This is a genomic window from Haladaptatus paucihalophilus DX253, assembly GCF_000376445.1.
Classification (GTDB): Archaea; Halobacteriota; Halobacteria; order Halobacteriales; family Haladaptataceae; genus Haladaptatus; species Haladaptatus paucihalophilus.
The window spans coordinates 1,728,821-1,748,033 of sequence record NZ_AQXI01000001.1; the positions used below are offsets into that span (position 1 = coordinate 1,728,821).

Annotated in this window: 25 protein-coding genes; 18 read left to right on the forward strand and 7 right to left on the reverse strand. The window is 63.3% G+C overall.

Annotated elements, in window-relative coordinates:
- Nucleotides 1-44: 44 nt before the first annotated feature.
- The 7 genes from thpR to B208_RS0109675 all read left to right on the forward strand — a co-directional run bounded on the left by thpR (nucleotide 45) and on the right by B208_RS0109675 (nucleotide 4,770).
- Entirely contained in the window at nucleotides 45-602 is a 558-nt protein-coding gene (gene thpR, locus B208_RS0109645) for an RNA 2',3'-cyclic phosphodiesterase (protein ID WP_007976398.1), read from the forward strand.
- A 53-nt stretch (nucleotides 603-655) separates the two neighbouring features.
- Nucleotides 656-808 carry a 50S ribosomal protein L39e gene (locus tag B208_RS0109650; protein ID WP_026177798.1) on the forward strand — a complete coding sequence of 51 codons (153 nt, stop codon included), beginning with the start codon at nucleotides 656-658 and terminating at the stop codon, nucleotides 806-808.
- Complete coding sequence (locus tag B208_RS0109655) at nucleotides 808-1,086, forward strand: 50S ribosomal protein L31e (protein WP_007976394.1); 279 nt, start codon at nucleotides 808-810, stop codon at nucleotides 1,084-1,086. Before B208_RS0109650 ends, B208_RS0109655 begins: the two co-directional genes overlap by 1 nt.
- A 4-nt stretch (nucleotides 1,087-1,090) precedes the next feature.
- Nucleotides 1,091-1,756, forward strand: a complete 666-nt coding sequence (locus B208_RS0109660) for a translation initiation factor IF-6 (protein ID WP_007976391.1) — start codon at nucleotides 1,091-1,093, stop codon at nucleotides 1,754-1,756.
- A 109-nt stretch (nucleotides 1,757-1,865) separates the two neighbouring features.
- Complete coding sequence (gene pfdA, locus B208_RS0109665; protein ID WP_018128839.1) at nucleotides 1,866-2,324, forward strand: prefoldin subunit alpha; 459 nt, start codon at nucleotides 1,866-1,868, stop codon at nucleotides 2,322-2,324.
- Nucleotides 2,325-2,330: 6 nt separating this feature from the next.
- On the forward strand, nucleotides 2,331-3,449 hold the full coding sequence (ftsY, locus tag B208_RS0109670) for a signal recognition particle-docking protein FtsY (protein ID WP_007976387.1): 1,119 nt from the start codon (nucleotides 2,331-2,333) through the stop codon (nucleotides 3,447-3,449).
- A gap of 352 nt (nucleotides 3,450-3,801) precedes the next feature.
- Nucleotides 3,802-4,770, forward strand: coding sequence for a methyltransferase domain-containing protein (locus B208_RS0109675; RefSeq protein ID WP_007976385.1), 969 nt, complete (start codon nucleotides 3,802-3,804; stop codon nucleotides 4,768-4,770).
- Between the two features lie 13 nt (nucleotides 4,771-4,783).
- On the opposite strand, the gene B208_RS0109680 is transcribed toward B208_RS0109675, so the two are convergent.
- On the reverse strand, nucleotides 4,784-5,278 hold the full coding sequence (locus tag B208_RS0109680; RefSeq protein WP_007976383.1) for a hypothetical protein: 495 nt from the start codon (nucleotides 5,276-5,278) through the stop codon (nucleotides 4,784-4,786).
- Between the two features lie 164 nt (nucleotides 5,279-5,442).
- Here B208_RS0109680 and B208_RS0109685 point away from each other — a divergent pair, with 164 nt between their 5' ends.
- The 4 genes from B208_RS0109685 to B208_RS0109700 all read left to right on the forward strand — a co-directional run bounded on the left by B208_RS0109685 (nucleotide 5,443) and on the right by B208_RS0109700 (nucleotide 10,094).
- Complete coding sequence (locus B208_RS0109685) at nucleotides 5,443-6,918, forward strand: APC family permease (protein ID WP_007976382.1); 1,476 nt, start codon at nucleotides 5,443-5,445, stop codon at nucleotides 6,916-6,918.
- A complete protein-coding gene (locus B208_RS0109690; protein ID WP_007976380.1) occupies nucleotides 6,915-8,543 on the forward strand; it encodes an ABC transporter substrate-binding protein in 1,629 nt (542 codons plus the stop codon). The genes B208_RS0109685 and B208_RS0109690 overlap by 4 nt, the downstream gene beginning before the upstream one ends.
- 82 nt (nucleotides 8,544-8,625) lie before the next feature.
- On the forward strand, nucleotides 8,626-9,618 hold the full coding sequence (gene thyA / locus B208_RS0109695) for a thymidylate synthase (RefSeq protein WP_007976378.1): 993 nt from the start codon (nucleotides 8,626-8,628) through the stop codon (nucleotides 9,616-9,618).
- Nucleotides 9,615-10,094, forward strand: coding sequence for a dihydrofolate reductase (locus tag B208_RS0109700; RefSeq protein WP_007976376.1), 480 nt, complete (start codon nucleotides 9,615-9,617; stop codon nucleotides 10,092-10,094). The genes thyA and B208_RS0109700 overlap by 4 nt, the downstream gene beginning before the upstream one ends.
- Here the strand turns inward: B208_RS0109700 and B208_RS0109705 are convergent.
- The 4 genes from B208_RS0109705 to B208_RS0109720 form a co-directional block, all read right to left on the reverse strand.
- Nucleotides 10,082-10,450, reverse strand: a complete 369-nt coding sequence (locus B208_RS0109705; RefSeq protein WP_007976374.1) for a hypothetical protein — start codon at nucleotides 10,448-10,450, stop codon at nucleotides 10,082-10,084. The two genes, B208_RS0109700 and B208_RS0109705, sit on opposite strands and share 13 nt — an antisense overlap.
- Nucleotides 10,451-10,825, reverse strand: coding sequence for a hypothetical protein (locus tag B208_RS0109710; RefSeq protein WP_007976373.1), 375 nt, complete (start codon nucleotides 10,823-10,825; stop codon nucleotides 10,451-10,453).
- Between the two features lie 43 nt (nucleotides 10,826-10,868).
- Complete coding sequence (locus B208_RS0109715; RefSeq protein ID WP_007976371.1) at nucleotides 10,869-11,228, reverse strand: DUF7473 family protein; 360 nt, start codon at nucleotides 11,226-11,228, stop codon at nucleotides 10,869-10,871.
- An 83-nt stretch (nucleotides 11,229-11,311) separates the two neighbouring features.
- Nucleotides 11,312-11,872, reverse strand: coding sequence for a TATA-box-binding protein (locus B208_RS0109720; protein ID WP_007976369.1), 561 nt, complete (start codon nucleotides 11,870-11,872; stop codon nucleotides 11,312-11,314).
- Between the two features lie 200 nt (nucleotides 11,873-12,072).
- Between B208_RS0109720 and B208_RS0109725 the strand changes: the two genes are divergently transcribed.
- Entirely contained in the window at nucleotides 12,073-12,804 is a 732-nt protein-coding gene (locus B208_RS0109725) for a tetratricopeptide repeat protein (protein WP_007976367.1), read from the forward strand.
- Complete coding sequence (locus B208_RS0109730) at nucleotides 12,801-13,091, forward strand: DUF424 domain-containing protein (RefSeq protein WP_007976365.1); 291 nt, start codon at nucleotides 12,801-12,803, stop codon at nucleotides 13,089-13,091. The genes B208_RS0109725 and B208_RS0109730 overlap by 4 nt, the downstream gene beginning before the upstream one ends.
- Here B208_RS0109730 and B208_RS0109735 read toward each other — a convergent pair whose 3' ends face one another.
- Nucleotides 13,092-13,271, reverse strand: coding sequence for a hypothetical protein (locus tag B208_RS0109735; protein WP_007976364.1), 180 nt, complete (start codon nucleotides 13,269-13,271; stop codon nucleotides 13,092-13,094).
- A 118-nt stretch (nucleotides 13,272-13,389) separates the two neighbouring features.
- Between B208_RS0109735 and B208_RS0109740 the strand changes: the two genes are divergently transcribed.
- From B208_RS0109740 to sufU, 5 genes are all read left to right on the forward strand, one after another.
- Entirely contained in the window at nucleotides 13,390-14,634 is a 1,245-nt protein-coding gene (locus B208_RS0109740) for an aminotransferase class V-fold PLP-dependent enzyme (RefSeq protein WP_007976362.1), read from the forward strand.
- A 323-nt stretch (nucleotides 14,635-14,957) separates the two neighbouring features.
- The gene (locus tag B208_RS0109750; protein ID WP_007976358.1) at nucleotides 14,958-15,599 is read left to right on the forward strand and encodes an HD domain-containing protein; all 642 of its coding nucleotides are present in this window, start codon (nucleotides 14,958-14,960) and stop codon (nucleotides 15,597-15,599) included.
- A 184-nt stretch (nucleotides 15,600-15,783) separates the two neighbouring features.
- Complete coding sequence (locus B208_RS0109755; protein WP_007976356.1) at nucleotides 15,784-16,632, forward strand: ArsR/SmtB family transcription factor; 849 nt, start codon at nucleotides 15,784-15,786, stop codon at nucleotides 16,630-16,632.
- 93 nt (nucleotides 16,633-16,725) lie between these two features.
- A complete protein-coding gene (locus tag B208_RS0109760) occupies nucleotides 16,726-18,075 on the forward strand; it encodes an MFS transporter (protein ID WP_007976354.1) in 1,350 nt (449 codons plus the stop codon).
- Nucleotides 18,076-18,102: 27 nt separating this feature from the next.
- Nucleotides 18,103-18,522, forward strand: a complete 420-nt coding sequence (sufU, locus tag B208_RS0109765; RefSeq protein WP_007976353.1) for a Fe-S cluster assembly sulfur transfer protein SufU — start codon at nucleotides 18,103-18,105, stop codon at nucleotides 18,520-18,522.
- 43 nt (nucleotides 18,523-18,565) lie between these two features.
- Here the strand turns inward: sufU and B208_RS0109770 are convergent, their stop codons facing one another.
- Nucleotides 18,566-19,207, reverse strand: coding sequence for a DUF1641 domain-containing protein (locus B208_RS0109770; RefSeq protein WP_007976351.1), 642 nt, complete (start codon nucleotides 19,205-19,207; stop codon nucleotides 18,566-18,568).
- Nucleotides 19,208-19,213: the final 6 nt, after the last annotated feature.

Sequence of the window (19,213 nt, forward strand, 5' to 3'; positions counted from 1 at the left end):
CACCGGCGTCAACGTTCAAGCCCGCTGGCGACGAAGGGTCGCGTATGCGACTGTTCGTGAGCATCGACCTGCCCGACGACCTCGCGGAAAGCGTGGACGGCGTTCAAGACAGGTTCCGCGACGCCGACGGGCTCTCGTTTACGGATCCGAGACAGGCCCACGTCACGCTCTCGTTCCTCGGCGAGGTGGACGACGACCGCGTACCCGTCGTCGAAGACGCGCTCGAATCGGCCGTCGATGACGACATCGACTTCGGACCGTTCGAGGCCGAGGTCTGCGGCTTGGGCGTCTTTCCGAGTTTGGAGTACATCAGGGTCGTGTGGGTCGGCGCCGGGGACGGCGCGGAGGAGATGGTCCTGCTCAACGATGCCGTCGAGTCGCGGTTGTACGACCTCGGCTTCGCGCCGGACGACGACGAGTTCGTCCCGCACATCACCATCGCCAGAATGAAGCACGCGGGGGGAAAGGAGCTCGTTCAGCGGAACGTCCGCGAACTCGACCCGACGGTCGGTCGGATGGACGTTTCGGAGGTCAGGCTGACGAAGAGCGAACTGGGCGCGAACGGGCCGAGCTATTCGACCGTCGCGGCGTTCCCCCTGTGAGGCCGCTTGAAAGGAACAAGATTTTATGCGACGGCGGAAAAGTGGCAACCACTATGGGCAAGAAGTCGAAGGCCAAGAAGAAGCGACTGGCCAAGCTGGAACGGCAGAACAGCCGCATCCCGGCGTGGGTCATCATGAAGACGGACCGCGACGTAATGCGAAACCCGAAGCGCCGCAGCTGGCGGCGTAGCGACACTGACGAATAATGAGCGCAAGTGATTTCGAGGAGCGAGTCGTGACGGTTCCGCTCCGAGACGTGAAAGCAGAGGCAAAGCACAAGCGAGCGAACAAGGCGATGAAACTGGTGCGCGGGCACCTCGCCCAGCACTTCAAGGTGGACGAGGACGACGTGCGTCTCGACCCCTCCATCAACGAGGCGATCTGGTCGCGCGGTCGAAAGAACCCGCCGCGAAAGCTCCGCGTTCACGCCGCCCGCTTCGAAGAAGAGGGCGAGTCCGTCGTCGAGGCGGAGTACGAAGAGTAGAGCGGTGCTTCGTACCGCGTTCAACGGCTCGGCGTACATCGGCGTCTTCGCACGTGCGACTGACGAGTATCTGCTCGTCCGCCCGGATTTGGACGACGAACTCCTCGACTCCCTCCGCAAGGAGCTGGAAGTCGATGTCGTCGGAACCACGCTTGGTGGCTCGTCCACCGTCGGCGCGCTGGTGGCGGGCAACGAGAACGGTTTGCTCGTCAGCGGTCGCATCACCGACCACGAGCGCGAGCGAATCGAGGCCGTCGTGGACGTTCCGCTCACGAAGTTCCCGGGGCGTATCAACGCCGCCGGAAACGTCGTGCTCGCGAACGACACCGGGGCCTACGTCCACCCGGACCTCCCTCGGGAGGCCGTGCAAGCGGTTTCGGACGGGCTCGACGTTCCGGTCGAACGCGGCACCATCGCTGGCGTTCAAACGGTCGGAACGGCCGGAGTGGCGACGAACAGAGGTGTTCTCTGCCACCCGAAAGCCACCGACTCGGAACTCGACGCTATCGAGGAAATCCTCGGCGTCCCGGCCGACATCGGCACCATCAACTACGGTGGGCCGCTGGTCGGGTCCGGACTCCTCGCCAACGCCCACGGCTACGTGGTCGGAGAGGAGACGACCGGTCCCGAACTCGGCCGTATCGAGGACGCGCTGGGCTATATCGACTGATTTTCGGCTCGTTACGTTTTCGGTCCGAGTTAGCAACATTCTTCCCGCTTGCTCACGCACGTGTGGACATGAGCACGATTACTCGCGGAACGGAGTGTGAAGCACGATGATGGGCGGCGGCAATCAACAGATGCAGCAGATGCAACAGCAGCTCCAGCAGTTGGAAGCTGAGAAGGAAGAACTGAACGGCGAAGTCGAAGACCTGCGCAACGAGAAAGGTGAAGTCGACGAGGCCATCGAGGCAATCGAATCGCTCGACACCGGCTCTGTCGTCCAGGTTCCGCTCGGCGGCGGCGCGTACATCCGCACGAACGTCGAGGACATCGACGAAATCGTCGTCGAACTCGGCGGCGGCTACGCCGCGGAGCGCGACCAGGAGGGCGCAATCGCGTCGCTGAAGAGCCGCAAGGACCTTCTCGACGACCAGATCGCCGACCTACAGGAAGAAATCGGCGAGGTCGAAGCCGAGAGCGACCAGCTCGAGCAGAAAGCACAGCAGATGCAACAGCAGCAGATGCAACAGCAGATGCAGCAGATGCAACAGCAGCAGGAAGACGAGGACGAATAACCGGCGATGTTCGACAGTCTGAAGGATAAGCTGAGCGGGTTCCGTAAGGACGTCGAGGAGACGACCGAGGAGAAGGCCGAGGAGGCCGACGAAGCGGACGCCGACGCGGACGCTGAAGCGGTCGAGGAAACGGTCGAAACGGAACCCGCGGAGACGGAGACGACACCCGAGCCGGAATCGACGGACGACTCCGACTCGAAGGACGAAGAGTCCGGCAACGGGCGCGGCGGTTTCGCCCAGAAGGCCAAATCGTTCGCTCGCGGTGAAATCGTCATCGAGGAGCAGGACGTCGAGGACCCGCTCTGGGAACTCGAAATGGCGCTGCTCGAAAGCGACGTCGAGATGAGCGTCGCACAGGAGATGCTCGACGGCATCCGCAACGACCTGGTCGGCGCGACCCGCAAGTTCAGCGCCGAAACGGGTGATGTCGTCGAGGACGCCCTACGCGATTCCCTGCTGTCGGTCATCAGCGTCGGGCAGTTCGACTTCGACCAGCGCGTCGCCGAGGCGGACAAACCGCTCGTCATCATCTTCACCGGCGTCAACGGCGTCGGGAAGACGACGAGCATCGCCAAGCTATCGCGGTACTTCGAGGAGCGCGGCTACTCCTCGGTGATGGCGAACGGCGACACCTACCGCGCCGGTGCGAACCAGCAGATTCGGGAGCACGCGGACGCGCTCGACACGAAACTCATCGCCCACGAGCAGGGAGGCGACCCCGCCGCCGTCATCTACGACGCGGTGGAGTACGCCGACGCCCACGACATCGACATCGTGCTGGGCGACACTGCAGGTCGCCTGCACACCAGCGAAGGCCTGATGGACCAGTTGGAGAAAATCGGCCGCGTCGTGGACCCCGACATGACCATCTTCGTGGACGAGGCCGTGGCCGGGCAGGACGCCGTGCAGCGCGCGAAGGAGTTCGACGAGGCCGCCGAAATCGACGGCTCGATTCTGACGAAGGCCGACGCCGACTCGAAGGGCGGTGCCGCCATCTCCATCTCGCACGTCACGGGCAAGCCCATCCTGTTCCTCGGAACCGGACAGGGCTACGACGACATCGAGCAGTTCGACCCCGAACGGATGGTCGAACGACTGCTCGGCGACGAGGAAGAAGAGGAGTAATCGACTCCGGATTTTTTCGACAGCAGTGTTCGAGAGTGGCGACACAACCGCTTTCGGGACGCGCGATGGCGAACGATTCGCGCCAATCGCGCGAATCGTTCCCGTGCCCGGGGAGGTAAGGGGACGCCGAGGGCGGGTGGCCGTGCGGTTCCGGCCACCCGTCCGCATGCGGTTGCGGTCGTTCATTGTGCCTAGTCGCTGCGGTCTAGATCGCCAAATCGAACGGCGCTGGAGTAGTGACGGAACCACCACCAAACCCCGAACGAGCACTTCCTCGTCCCCGTCGTGATTCGCAATCCCCAAGACGACGGCCCCACTCCCCTCGAACGAAACCGGACGACGGAGAAATATCGTGTACGTACTGGAACTCGGCGGACAAGACGACGAATTCGCGGCGTGCGAAGCGGCGAGCGCGGCGAGCGGGGTGGAACTCGTCGCGCCCGGCCTCGCGCGCGCGGCGACGATTACGGAGCGCGTTTCCAGCCTCGCGTACACCCACCGCGCGAGCGAGTTGGTCGGAACGACAGACGCCGACGTGGCGAGCGCCCGAACGTTGCTCTCCGCCGCGCCGATAGAGCGCGAGGGGACGGTTGCGGTGCGTGCGCGCGCGGTCCGCGAGACGGCCGACGTCAGCACCCAGCAGGCCGAACGCGAGTTGGGGCAGGTGCTCGTGGACCGCGGCTTCGCCGTGGACTTGGACGACCCCGACCACGAACTCCGAGCGACGTTCTCCGGGGACCTGTGTGCGCTGGGGTGGCTGGAAACCGAGAGCGTGCGCGACTACGGCACGCGCAAACCGACCGACCGGCCGTTTTTCCAGCCCGGAAGTATGGACCCGTTGCTCGCACGCGCGTTGGTGAACATCGCCGGAGCAAGAGCGGGAACGACGCTCCTCGACCCGATGTGCGGGACGGGCGGCGTGCTCATCGAGGCCGCGCTGGTCGGTGCGCGGCCGCTCGGTGCCGACGCACAGGAGAAGATGGTCCGCGGGGCAGCCGAAAACCTCGACCACTACGCACCGGACGCCGCCGCGGCCACGGTTCGCGGCGACGCGACGCACCTGCCGTTCCCCGACGACGCCATCGACGGCGTGGTGTTCGACGCGCCCTACGGCAGGCAGTCGAAGATAGCGAACCTCGACCTCGACGACCTCGTTGCCGGTGCGCTCGCGGAGGCGCGACGAGTCGCCTCCCGCGCCGTCGTCGTCGGCGACCGCTCGTGGGCGAACGAAGCGACCGACGCGGGGTGGAACGTCGAAAACCAGTTCGAGCGGCGAGTGCATCGGTCGCTGACGCGGTACGTCGTGGTGCTCTCGCGCTGAGAAGGCGTCGAGTTCAGCTCATTTTGCCCGTCGCCGACAGCAGCGGCGGGACGAGAAGACCGAGGACGGCACCGTAGACGAGGTGGGCCAACAATCCCGACGGATGGAGATTCGGCACGAGCGGTGCCGCCGGAACGTCGGAAATCATCAATCCGAGCGGGAGGACGATTCCCGCGCCGACGACCCAGAGCACGAGGCTGTATGCCATGCCGGAGGCGACGCTCCGGGAAACACCGCCGACTTTCGTCCCGAGCGGGGATTTCGTGACGAGGAACGCGAACAGCACGCCGAAAACGGTTCCGTGAACGAGGTGGACGACCCACCCCATGAGCGACCCCTGAAGGTTGTAGAGCGCCGCGGCCGCGTTCGTGACGATGAACGGGCGGAAGTATATCCAAACGGGAGCCATCACGGCGGCGGCGACGAGTCCGGCGATGCCCCCGCTGAGCAGTATCCCGATGCCGGTGTCGGTTCGTCCCTCGACGCGAAGTGACGTTTGCGTTGACATGGACACGATAGCTTCGCCGAAGGACGTGTTAGTCTCCCTGCTTGCCATGGCATGCTTTCGTTCCGGGGGAACGGCGGTGATATCGAGCGCGTCGTGGCGGGGATTTGATGGTTGCTGTAGCAAGCAATGGATGTTTGCTGAAAGTCGGCTTACGGGGAAACAGCATGGGAAAGCTCGGTCTCAAAGAGGCAGTAGCGATGGCTGTCGGCGGGATGATCGGAGGTGGTATCTACTCCGCCTTCGGCCTCGTCGTCTCCATCTCGGGACGCTTATCGTGGATCGCGTTCCTGCTCGCCGGAATCGTGGCACTCAGCGCGGGGTACAGTTACATCAAGATGAACCAGTACGTCGGCGACCGCGGCGGCGCGCCGACCTATTTTCACGACCTGTTCGGCGACACGATGCTGACGGGGATGGTGGGGTGGACGCTCCTGTTCGGATACATCGTCTCGATGGCGCTGTACGCCTACGCGTTCTCGTCGTTCTTCACGAAGCTGTTCGGTCGGCTCGCGTTCAATCAGATACCCATCGCAAATCTGATTTCCATCCTCGTCATCGGGGCGTTCGTCGGACTCAACCTGATGGGAGCCGGTTCGACCGGCAAAGCCGAGGACTTCCTCACGTTCTTCAAAGTCGCCGTCATCGGCGGCTTCGGAATCTGGGGCGTTTACTTCGCCGTCACGGGCAACATCTTCCAGCCGGGATTCTACGAGTTCATGCTCAACCCGACCATCGGCATCGCGGACCCGTTCCTCGGCGCGGCGATGTCGTTCGTGGCGTTTCAGGGCTGGCAGTTGTTGCTGTACGACCAAGATAAGTTCAGCAACCCGGAAGAGACGATTCGGAAAGCCATCTACATCGCCATCCCGGTGGCGACCCTGCTGTACGTCCTCGTCGCGTTCACGACGACGAGCATCCTCGAACTGCCCGTCATCATGGTCAGCCCGGAAACGTCGCTGCTGTACGCCGCGCTGCCGTTCGCGGGACAGCTCGGAGCGCTCCTCATCGGGTTCTCCGCGCTGTTTTCGACCGCGAGCGCGGTCAACGCGACGCTATTCAGCAGCGCGCAGTTCTCCCGGGAACTCATCGAAATCGGCGTCCTCCCGGACCTGACCGGCGTGGAAAGCGACGGCGGAGACGGGAGCAGTAGCGAGAGCGGAAGTGACGGCAGTGACGGGAGCGATAGCAGTGACAGCGACGGCAGCAACAGCGATAGCAGTAATGACAGCAGCAACAGCAACAGTAACAGCGACGACGGAAACAGCGACGAAAGCAGCGACAGCGACGGGAATCAGATTCCCTCGGGAATCGTCATCGGTCTCGGCGTGCTGTCGATGGCGTTCGCGGTGTACGGGAGCCTGATGAGCATCACGACGTTCGCGTCGCTCGCGTTCATCGCCGTCTTCGGCGGCGTGAGCTACGTCGCATACCGGGAACGTGACAACCTCGACATCCATCCGACGATACCCGTCGTGGGCACCGTCGGTTGTACGCTCTTCTTCCCGGTGTTGCTGTACGACCTGTACGTGCACAGTTCGTCCACGTTCTGGCTGGTCGTCGTCATCGGCCTGCTCGTGGTCGGCTCCGAACTGGTGTACTTCAAATTCGCCGGTGCGCAGACCGGAGGTGCGCAATCATGACGAAACACGAGGAAAACGGACTGACGCGACGGAAACTGCTTGCATCGCTCGGAATTGCGGGCGCGGGCGCCCTGTCGGGCTGTTCGGCCATCGAACGGGTGTCCGGCGGAAACGGCTCGCAACTCCGAATCGCCCAACCGCTCACGGCCACGGTCCTCGACCCCGTGGTCATCGAAAGCGTGCCGTCGGCGCAGGTAGCCACGCAGGTGTTCGAAGGCCTGTACACCTACGGCGAGGGGACGACGTTGGAACCCGAACTCGCCGACGGCGAACCGAAGGTGAGCCACGGCGGGACGCGGTACGAGGTGTCGCTGAAGTCGGAACCGCGGTTCCAAAACGGAAACCCAGTCACGGCGGAGGACGTGAAATACTCGTTCGAAGCGCCGAGCCACCGGGACGGGAACACGTCGTGGCGGCGGGGGACGCCGAACAAGTGGGAGGTGGACATGATAGACACCATCGAGACGCCCGACGACCACACGGTGCGGTTCGAACTGTCGTACCCGTACGACGCCTTCCACGAGGTGCTCACCCGGGCCGTCGTCCCCAAATCGGCCCGCGACCCCGACCCCGAGACGTTCGCCAAAAACCCGGTCGGCTCCGGGCCGTTTCAGGTGGACCGGTTCGTGCCCCAGAAGTACGCGATTCTGACGCGCTGGGACGACTACTGGGACTCGCCGAAGGCCGCAATCGACCGGTTGAAGTTCGTCTCGGAGTACTCGGGGCTGTCGCGGACGATGAGCCTGAAGACGGGGCAAAACCAGCTAGTCGAGGAGGTAGAGCCCCACCTCTGGAAGGCGACGAACGACCAACCGAACGCGACCGTGAAATCCAGCGAGAGCTACGATTACACGTTCCTCGGCTTCAACTGCAACGGCGGGCCGACCTCGGAGGAGAAAGTCCGGAAGGCGGTCGATTACTGCGTCAACTTCGACGAGATGGTGGAGAACATCCTCCGTCCGGCGGGCGAGCGCACGTACAGCCCGCTTCCACACCAGTTGGCCGAGGAGTGGGACATGCCCGTCAACGAGTGGAAGCGGATACCCAACGAGCGGAACATCGAGAAAGCGCGAACGCTGTTCCGCGACGCGGGCGTCGAGGCGTGGGCACCGAAGATAGCCGTTCCGGCGTCGAAGAGTTCCGGCGACGAGCTGCTGATGATGATGGCGAACGCCGTAAAGCAGGGGCTGACGCTCGCCGGGTTCCAGCAGGCCAGCGTCGAGAAGTACTCGTGGTCGGTGTTCCACGACAAAATCGTCTCGGGGTCGCCGAGCGACTACCACATGTTCGTCACGGAGTGGTCGGCGTTTCCCGACCCGGACGCCTACGTCTATCCCCTGTTCCACCAGCGGGCGGAGGGCGAGACGAACGGCGTGTTCTACAAGAACGACGACGTGATGGAGAAGATACTGAACGCGCGGAAATCGGACGTGCACGCGAAGCGGAGGAAACTCTACGAGGAGACCATCACGACCCTGCTGGAGGACCGCGTGCACCTGCCGATATACCAGCCGAAGAACGCCTTCGGGGTGAAAAAGGACCTCGACGACTTCCAGCTGTCCCCGATGTCGGAGGAGAACCCGCGGTTCGTCGGTTCGGAGTATCGGGTCACGGTCGGCGAGTAAGGTGACAGGGGAGTCAGAGAAGTAGCGGTGAGACGGGTCGGGCATCAATATCTTTTCAAACTCGTAGGGGGGACACCCACCCATGAAGCAGTACCTCGGACTCGTCGAGGACGTCCTCCGGGACGGGACGTACAAGCCCAATCGAACCGGCGTGGACACGATTTCGACCTTCAGCCAGCACTACGAGGTGGACCTGCGCGAGGGGTACCCCTTGCTGACCACGAAGAAGATGGACGGGTTCCGCTGGGACTCGATGCTCCACGAACTCCTCTGGTATCTCTCCGGCGAGGAGCACATCCGGAACCTCCGCGAGAAGACCGGCATCTGGAACGAGTGGGCCGACGAGGACGGCACCCTCGACACGGCCTACGGCCGATTTTGGCGACGGTTCCCGGTCCCCGAGGAGGGACTGCCGGGCGAATCGTGGCCCGAGGCGGACCACCGCTGGATGAACGAGGACGGAACGTTCGACCAGATTCAGTACCTCATCGACGGCCTCGACGAGAATCCGAACTCCCGTCGCTTCGTCGTCTCCGCGTGGCATCCCGCGAACGCGGCCGTCTCGACGCTCCCGCCGTGTCACTACACCTTCGTCGTCAACGTGCAGGGCGACACACTGAACCTCCACCTCACCCAGCGCTCGGGCGACGTGGCGCTCGGCATCCCGTTCAACGTCGCGGCCTACGCCCTGCTGGCGACGGTGCTCGCCCGCCAGACCGGCTTCGAGGTCGGGAAGTTCGCCCACACCATCGTGGACGCGCACGTCTACTGCGGCGAAGGCGACCGCGGGGAGTGGTACCGCGACAACCTCGAAGACCTCCAGACGCGTCTCGCCGACGTTACCCAAAAATCCGAGTACGAGGAGGTCCGTGAGTGGCTCGAATCCGAAGCCCCCGAGGAGGAGACGGAGGCGATGGACCACGTGCCGGGGCTGCTGACCCAACTCTCGCGCACCCCGAAATCTCGGCCCGAAATCGAGGTGGCGGCGGATTCCATCGACGAGTTGACCTACGACGACATCGTGCTCCGGGAGTACGACGCCCACCCCGGCATCAAATTCAGCGTGGCCGAATGACCCGTCTCGTCTGCATCGCCGCGGTCGCCGAAAACGGCGTCATCGGACGCGACGGCGACATGCCGTGGCACTACTCGGCCGACTTGCGCCACTTCAAGGAGACCACGATGGGCCATCCGGTCGTCATGGGGCGGACGACCTACGAGAGCATCGCGGGGCAACTCGACGGCCCGCTTCCGGGTCGAACCAACGTCGTCCTGAGTCGGTCGAATCCCGACCTGCCCGAGGAAGTCGTCCTCGTCCACAGCGTCGAGGAGGCGATAGAGACGGTCGAAGAACTGGACGACACAGCCTTCGTCATCGGCGGTGCGACGGTGTACGAGCAGTTCCTCCCGCACGCGGACGAACTGATTCTGACCGAGATTCACGACGAGTACGAGGGTGATACCCACTTCCCGGAGTGGGACCCGAAAGAGTGGACGGAAGTCGAGCGCGACGAGCGCGAGGAATTGGATTTCGTTCGCTACGAGCGGTGAGGAATCGCCGCACGGAGTTTTTTGTCGATTCGAAACCGCACGACGGCGGCCGCGAACAGCATGGCGACGACCCACTTTGCGAGCGTCGGAACGGGCGCTCGAACGCCGTCGGTGCCGGTGACGATGCCGAGAACCGCCGTTCCGACGATGGTCAGCAAGCCGAACAGCGCGATCCGTTTCGGTTTTTCGGGGCGGTAGGACAGACACAGCCACGTCATCAAAAGTGTCGCGCCGAATCCGAGAAAGAACAGCGTATCGTAGTACGGACTATCGATTCCGACGACACCGAAGGTCGGAACCGTGAGAGCCCACCCGGTTCCGCTGTAGTACCAAAAAGGGTCGGTGAGCGTGCCCATCTACGCCTCGCTTCCGCGCCACCGGAGTTTCGGTTTCGCCCACGCGACGACCGCGCCGACGAGAAGGGCGAGGACCCACGTGCCGAGTAGCGTCGGTTGATTTTTCGCAACGTCTGCGGCCCCGAGAACCCACCAGAGGGAGAAGGTTGCCAACCAACTGGCGATTCCGAACAGCCACACCTGTCCGTACGAAACCGGAAGCATCCGGAGAGCGACGAGCACGCCGACGATGAGGCCCGGAACGTACACGAGAAGGTTGTCCACCAAACCGGGGCCACTGAGGAAGACGGCCCAGAGAACGGAAAACGGAAGCGTGAGCATCAGCACGCTGCCGACGACGATGCCGACCTGTTCGAGGCGGCGAGGGAGGGACATACCGTATGGTTGTCAGTCTGAGAATAAATGCTTTCTTCCCCGCTCACTGGGGCGACGGTGGCCCGATGGAGATGAGGTAGGCGAGTCCGCCGATGACGATACCGCCGAGCATGGTGACGACGACGTGAATGAAGGTGACGAACCCGGCCGTGCGCCACTTCAGGCGGAAGACGATGTGGAACAGAGAGACGTCCAGCGCGAGCGCGATGAGGACCACGAGCGGCGGGAAGTACTGTTGGAGGAGAAACGGCAGGGCGGCTATCGGCGGGCCGACGACGAGCGCGCGCCTGAACGGGATGCTCCCGAGGACGTTTCGCGCGGCGATGAACCCCGTCAACGAGAGGAACCCCGCCAACAGGAGGTACGTTCCGACGAGCGGCGTCAAGTCACCCAGCAGTGCCATACCCGTGGTTCCGGACCGAATCGGCTTGTGTATGGCGATGTCACTCCGGAACGATGGACCGCGAAAGGAAAGGAGATGAGACGTTATTCCAGCAGACCGAGTTCTTCGAGACGGGAGACGATTTTATCGACTGCCTGTTCGGCGTCCTCGGGCTTCTTGCCGCCGGTGATGACGAGTTTGCCGGAGCCGAACAGCAGAGCGACGACTTCGGGTTCGTCGAGACGGTAGACGAGGCCGGGGAACTGCTCGGGTTCGTACTCGATGTTCTCCAAGCCGAGACCGATGGCGATGGCGTTGAGGTTCAGGTTGCGTCCGAGGTCCGCGCTCGTGACGATGTTCTGGACGACGATTTCGGGGTCGTCGTTGACCTGAATGTTGAGTTCACGAAGCTTGTCGAAGACGATTTCGAGACTCTCGTGGACGTCGGCCGTGCTCTTCGCGCCGGTACAGACGATTTTGCCGGAGCGGAAGATGAGTGCGGCCGATTTGGGGTTCTGGGTACGGTAGACGAGACCGGGGAACTGCTCGGGGTCGTAATCCGCGCCCTCCAAGTCCATAGCGACGCTTTGGAGGTCGAGTTCCTGCCCGATGCCCGTCGAGGCGACCACGTTTTCAATGTTGATGGTTTCCTTGGGGTCGGTCATAGCGCGACTTAAATGACGTATTTAAGGTTTATAAAGGTTGGTAGTCCAGACTGACACGACGAAATCGGCCTTTATGAGCGACCGACGAACGAAATCCTGATGTAGGAGGTTTATTAGTCGGGTTTTCCGTATTTCGAATCGAATCCCGTCGATATTCCATGGCGCAGACCTTAACAGTGCGCCGCCCCAATCGGCGGGTAATGAGCGACGAGCGAAGTCATAAATTCTCGGAGGGGACAGGCTTTGACGACCCGTACGAAGGGTTCGATTTGGACCCGCCGGAACTCGAAGTGAACCCGGAAGAGGTGGACCCGGTTGACTCCCGCGTCGTCACCGACCTCCTCGACCAGCAGTCGATTCCGCGCGACAAGGTGTCAGTGGGCGACCTCATCGAGGTCGGTCTGAGCTACACGCGGATAAATCGCTTCGAAGAGGCGACGGAAACGTTCGAGCGCGCGGCGCGTTTCGCCGACGATGGGTCGCGCGAGGAACAGGAGGCGTGGACGAACAAGGGCGTCGCGCACGCCGAACTCGAAGAGTGGGACGAAGCCATCAGCGCGTACCGCGAATCCATCCACATCGACGACGACAGCGAACACGCCGCGACGGCGGAGACCAACCTCGCGTACGCACTTTGGGAGTCGGGACGAACCGAGCAGGCGCTCGAACACTCGGAGCGCGCGGTCGAAATCGACCAGCGCTTCCCGCAGGCGTGGTTCAACCGCGGGTTCTTCCTGCTCGAACGCGGCCTCGTGGAGGACGCGGTGAACTGCTTCGACAACGCGATTCGACTCGGCTTCCGGAACGCGCACGTCATCGAGGAGAAGGCGCGCGCGCTGGAGGAACTAGGCGAGGACGAGGAAGCAGAGCGACTCGCCGAGGAGGCGAAAGAAATGCGCAAGGAGGCGGAGGAAGAGCTGGTCCAGGAATGATACTCAAGGAGCGCGAGACCGGAGAGGGACTGTTGGTCGCGGTCTGCGACGACGACGTGCTCGGCGAGACGTTCGAGACGGGCGAGATGTCGTTTACCGTGACGGAGGAGTTCTACGGCGGCGACGAGGCCGACGAGGACGAAGTTGTCCACAGCCTCAACCGCGCCGACGTGGCGAACATCGTCGGCACCGACGCCGTGGCGCTCGCGGTCGAAGCCGGGTTCGTGAACGAGGCGAACGTCCTCGAACTGGATTCGACCCGGCACGCGCAGTTCTTGCGGATGTAGTCAATCGAGGTACGCCGGGACGTTCACCGCGACCAGACAGAGCAGGGACCCGACGACCGTTCCGACCGCGACCGACAGCAGTCCGGTATGAAACGCGATGGCGGCGAACGCGTGGAACACGCCGACGAACGTGAGGCCGAGAAATATCATGCTCGCGCCGAGCCGTCGTTTCGAAACCATGCCGAAACGGTGGGGTCGAAGCGACTTAATCCACACCATCGTTCTCGTAACCAAATACGGTTTCGACGGCCTGTGAAGACCGAAGAAGTGTTCCCACTCGAAACCCAATTCCTACGCAATGGAATCACAGCAATCCGACGCGCTGGATGTGGAACGCATCCGTGAGGATTTCCCGATTCTTCAGCGGGAGTTCAACGGCAATCAGGTGGTGTACCTCGACAACGCGGCGACCACCCAGACGCCCGAACCCGTCATCGAGAGCATCAGCGACTACTACCGGAACTACAACGCGAACGTCCACCGCGGCATCCACCAGTTGAGCCAGGAGGCCTCCATCGCCTACGAGGAGGCCCACGACAAACTCGCCGAGTTCATCGGCGCGAACGGCCGCGAGGAGATGGTGTTCACGAAGAACACGACCGAATCCGAAAACCTCGTCGCCTACGCGTGGGGACTCAACGAACTCGGTCCGGGCGATGAGGTCGTCCTGAGCGAGATGGAACACCACGCGTCGCTCGTGACGTGGCAACAGCTCGGCAAGAAGACCGGGGCGGACGTGAAGTACATCCCCGTGACCGACGAGGGCTACCTCGACATGGAGGCCGCGGAGAAGCTCATCACGGACGATACCAAGATGGTCAGCGTCGTCCACGTCTCGAACACGCTCGGGACGACGAACCCGGTGGGCGAACTCGCGGACATCGCGCACGACCACGATTCCTACATCTTCGTGGACGGCGCACAGGCGGTGCCGAACCGTCCCGTGGACGTGCAGGCCATCGACGCCGACTTCTACGCCTTCTCGGGCCACAAGATGGTCGGGCCGACCGGCATCGGCGGCCTGTACGGCAAGGAACACGTTCTGGAGGAGATGGAGCCGTACCTCTACGGCGGCGACATGATTCGCAAGGTGACCTACGACGATTCGACGTGGGAGGACCTGCCGTGGAAGTTCGAGGCCGGAACGCCGAACATCGCACAGGGCATCGCGCTCGCGGCCGCCGTGGACTATCTGGAGGACATCGGCATGGAGCGCGTCCAGCGCCACGAGGAGCAACTCGCCGAATACGCCTACGACCGCCTGACCGAGGAGGGCGACGTGGAGATTTACGGACCCCCGGCCGACGACCGCGGCGGCCTCGTCTCGTTCAACGTCGATGGCGTCCACGCCCACGACCTCTCCAGCATCCTCAACGACCACGCCGTCGCAATCCGTGCGGGCGACCACTGTACGCAACCGCTCCACGACAAACTCGGCATCGCGGCCTCCGCGCGGGCTTCCTTCTACATCTACAACACCCGCGAGGAAATCGACAAACTGGTCGATGCCGTGGACGACGCCCGGCAGTTGTTCGCTCAGTAAGCGGCGTCATTTCGTCTTTCGAGGTTTTCAACGCACATCCCGGAGAGCGACGGCGACGCACCCGCTTTCTGGACGCGCGACGCGGACACCTGCGCCAGCGGTCGGCGCAGGTGTCCGCGTGCCCGGGGAGGTCAGGGGACGCCGAGGGCGGTTCGCGCAACTCGCGCGAACCGTCCGCATGCGGTATGGACCCTAGCAGTCGAAATCACGAACTCCGCGAGGAATGACGCACCGAAACGAAGGAAACGAATCCGGCCGTTTCACCCTCGAAGTCGTCCTTCACATCGTTTTTATCGACGCCATCGAAACACTTCGGAAACGACATGTCACCGCGAACCCTCCCGGACGAGATTCGACCGCACGCCGAGGAGTACTTCGAAAACGTCGCACCCGCACACGACTGGCACCACGTCCAGCGGGTCGCCGCCCTCGCCGAAACGCTCGCCGCCGAGTACGACCCCGACGAGCGAATCCTCTTTTCCGCGGTGTGGTTGCACGACATCGGCCGGGGGCGCGAGGACCGCGGCGAAATCGACGACCACGCCGAGTGGGGTGCCGAAGAGGCGGGCGAACTCCTCGGCGGATTCGACGTGACGGATTCGGAAATCGAGGCCGTCCAGCACTGCATTCGGGCACACCGCTTCTCGAACGACGTGGACGCCGAGACGTTGGAGGCGAAACTGCTGTCCGATGCCGACAACCTCGACGCTCTCGGTGCCGTCGGAATCGGGCGCGTCTTCTGCTACGGCGCGGAACACGACCAACCCATGCACGACCCCGACGTGCCCGTCGAGGCCGACAAGACACGTTCGGGTGCGACGTCGGTGAACCACTTCCACAAGAAAATCCTCCGACTCCCGGAGCGGATGTACACCGACGCAGGCAAACGCATGGCCGAAGAGCGCCGGACGTTCGTGGAGGCGTTCGTCGAGCGGTTCGAAGCGGAAGCCGCGGGCGAGCGCTGAGACGTCAGTCTTCGGGACCGAAAGCGGACGGAAGCGGATAGAGACGGGAGCGGATACAGGAGAACGGAAGCGGACAGAGGCGAACGGAAGCGGACGGAAACAGAAGCGGAGAAAGGGGATGAAAACCGAACGAAAATCGAACACGTGCTGAAAGCTATTTCACACGTCCCTCCCATCACCGGGCATGGACGCGGATGAACGGGACGTGTCCCCCGAGAAAGCCTTCTCTCTGCTCGGGAACGACACACGAATCGAGATCATTCAAGCCCTCTGGGACGCTGACGACCCGCTGTCGTTCTCGGAACTGCACGACCGAGTGGGAATTCGAGACAGCGGACAGTTCAACTACCATCTGAACAAACTCGTCGGCCTGTTCGTCCGGCAGACGGACGAGAAGTACGAACTCACCTACGCTGGGTTTCGAATCATGGGTGCGATTCTCTCGGGAACCTACACCCAGCGCGCCGAAGCCGAGACGTTCGCGCTCGATACGTACTGTCCCGACTGCGGAACGGAACTCATCGCGGAGTACGAGGAGGAGACGGTTCGGGTCCGCTGTGAGACGTGCGAGCGGAACCGCTCGACGTTCGGGTTGCCGCCGGGGGCGTTCGAGGGGAGAAACGAGACGGAGTTGCGGCAGACGTTCGAGCGCTGGCTCCTCAACGTGTTCTCGCTCATGGCCGACGGCATGTGTCTGAACTGCTCCGGGAAGACGGTCGGGTCGCTCGTCACCGAGTCCGAGTACTTCGCCGACGAGCAGGAAGCGGGCATCGAATTCCGCTGTGAGCGCTGTGGGGACTACGCCGTCGGCAACCTCGGAACGTACCTCTTGGAGCATCCGGCGGTCGTCGCGTTCCACTACGACCACGGTATCGACCTCACGGACTACCCCGTGTGGGAACTCGAATGGCCACGTCCCGAGAACGCCCGAATCATCTCCGAAGACCCGTTGCTGGTCGAATGCGTCATCGAACTCGACGGCGACGAACTCAGGCTGAGCGTCGATGAGGAGTTGGCCGTCAGCGTCGAATAGACCACATTCCCAACAGAACCTGTTTTCGGTCGTTTCGGCAACAGAAATGTAATTCTGAAATCATATATCCGTCCGCCGCTCCTGTCTCGGTTCATGCGTTCCCTATTCAGAAATCGGACCTTCACTCGGCTGTTCGTCGGTCGGTTGATAACGAACGCGGGGGACAGCGCGTACGCCGTCGCGGCGATGTGGCTCGCCTTCCAACTCGGCGGGTCGTCGTTTTACACCGGACTGGCCGGGTTTCTCACCATGCTGCCACAGACGCTCCAGTTCCTCGCCGGACCGCTGGTCGACCGGTGGCGAATCCGCCGGATTCTGGTCGCCACGCAAGTCGCGGAGGGCATCCTCGTTCTCTGTGTCCCCGTCGCGTACGTGATGGGGTGGCTCTCGGTCTGGGTCGTCCTCGTCGTGATGCCCGTCGTCTCGCTCATCAACCAGTTCGTCTACCCGGCACAGCAGGCCGCCCTCCCGCGCGTCGTCGAGAAGGAGGACCTCGTGGAAGCCAACTCGGCGTTCTCGTTCGCCTACCAGGGCGTCGATTTCGCCTTCACCGCGCTCGGCGGCATCGTCGTCGCGCTGGTCGGCGCGATCGCGCTCTACGTCCTCGACTCCGTGACCTTCCTCGCCGCGACGCTCGTCTTCCTCGGCGTTCGAATCCCGCCCGCGGAAACCGATTCCGAACCGGAGACAGACGCGGATTCGGATGGGGAGACGAAGACGGGCGCAAATTCGGCTGGAGATACGAATCCCACTCGATCCGAGGGTATCACCGCCGCCGTCGCGGCGTACCGAAGCCAACTCCTCGACGGCATCCAGTACGTTCGCGGGTCGGTGCTCGTCTGGATACTCGCCGGGAGCCTCGTCGTCAACGCGACCATCGGCAGCACCCTCGCAGTGCTGCCCGCCTACGCGCAGGCCAACGGCGGGTCGGACGCGTACGGCTTCCTCCTCGCCACGGTGGTCGGCGGGATGCTCGTCGGGTCGCTCGCCGCGACGCCGCTCAAGCGGTTTTCGCTCGCCAAACTGAGCATCGGCGGGTTCATCTTCAGCGGAATCACGTGGCTCGCCGCGGTCCTCATCGGCTGGTTTCCGGCGACGATGGCCCTGTTCTTCCTCGCGTGGATTCCGGTCGGCGCGACGAACGTCATCTTCGCGGCGATGATACAGTCCGTCGTCCCCGAGGAACTCATGGGCCGCGTGTCGTCGGTCCTGTCGAGCGCATCCGTCGGCGCGATGCCGCTCGGGTCCCTCCTCGGCGGCGTCGGCGGTGACGTTCTCGGGACCGCACCGGTCATGACGACTGCCGGGTTCGGGTTCCTGTGCATCGCGTTCTGTTGGGTGGCACACCCGCTGCTCCGAGACATCGCAAAGGCCGACGAGTTGGACGCCGAGAAGTACGGCCTCACGACCGCAACAGGGGCCGAATCGTCGGAATCCTTTTAGGTGACTCTCTCTTACCCAGATTCAACTATGAGCATGGGTTCGGACATGTACCGGCAGCAGATTCTCGACCATTATCGGAACCCGCGAAACTACGGGGAGTTGGCCGACGCCCAGTTCAGCCACGAGGGGGTCAATCCGTCCTGTGGCGACGAACTGGAGTTCGACGTTTCCCTCGAAGACGACGGCGAAACCATCGAACGCGTCGCGTTCCGCGGCGACGGTTGTGCCATCAGCCAAGCCAGCGCCAGCATGCTCTCCCAGAAGCTCCCCGGAATGAGTCTGGACGAAGTGGCGGCGATGGACCGTGACGACGTTATCGACATGCTGGGCGTCGAAATCAGCCCGATGCGCGTGAAATGCGCCGTTTTGGCCGAGAAAGTCGTCCAAGACGGAGCGGAGATTTACGAAGGCGAAAAGGACGAAGAGCGCACGACGACCGAAGACTAACTGGTTTTCTACCCAGAATCGGGTCGATGGTGTGACCCATCGACTACTTTCTCGCCGGTTCCCGGCGCGTCTCCCGGCCGAGAGCTTTTGCGATGGCGAGCACGAAGCCTAAGCCCGCCTGCACCTCCGGGTCGCGGGTCGCACGAAGCAGGCCGACAACGCCGACGCGCTCCGGCGGCGATTCGGCGTCGCTGGCGTCGCCGACCGCCTGCAACACCGTCTCCATGCCCCGAACCGTGTCGGGGTCGGACGCCGTATCCGCGACCTCGCCCAGCGAACTCCCGGCATCGACGAGCGTGGATATCATCTCGTCGTCCAGAGCGCCCGACGCCAACGGAAGGAGGTCGGCGAGCGCGGCGAGTTCGTCCAACGTACCGCTCTTTTGTAGTCGTACCAGCGTCTCCAGCGCCTCTGTGAGTTCCGCCCCGTTCGCGCCGACCGATTCGGACAGCTCCACGGTTTCCTTCGTTGCGAGACCGTCCGCGGCCTCGGCGAGGGTTTCACCCGTCCCGGCCAGTTCCGCGACCATCCGGTCGTCGAGGGCGGACGTCCCGACCTCGACCGCATCGAGGACGCCGTTTACCAGCCCGAGTCGTTCCATCAGGCGGGCGACTTCCTCCGGGTTCTCATCTATCGCCGTTTCGAGGGCGTCCCGGGCATCGTCCTGCGTTGTCTGTTCTACCATCTCGGT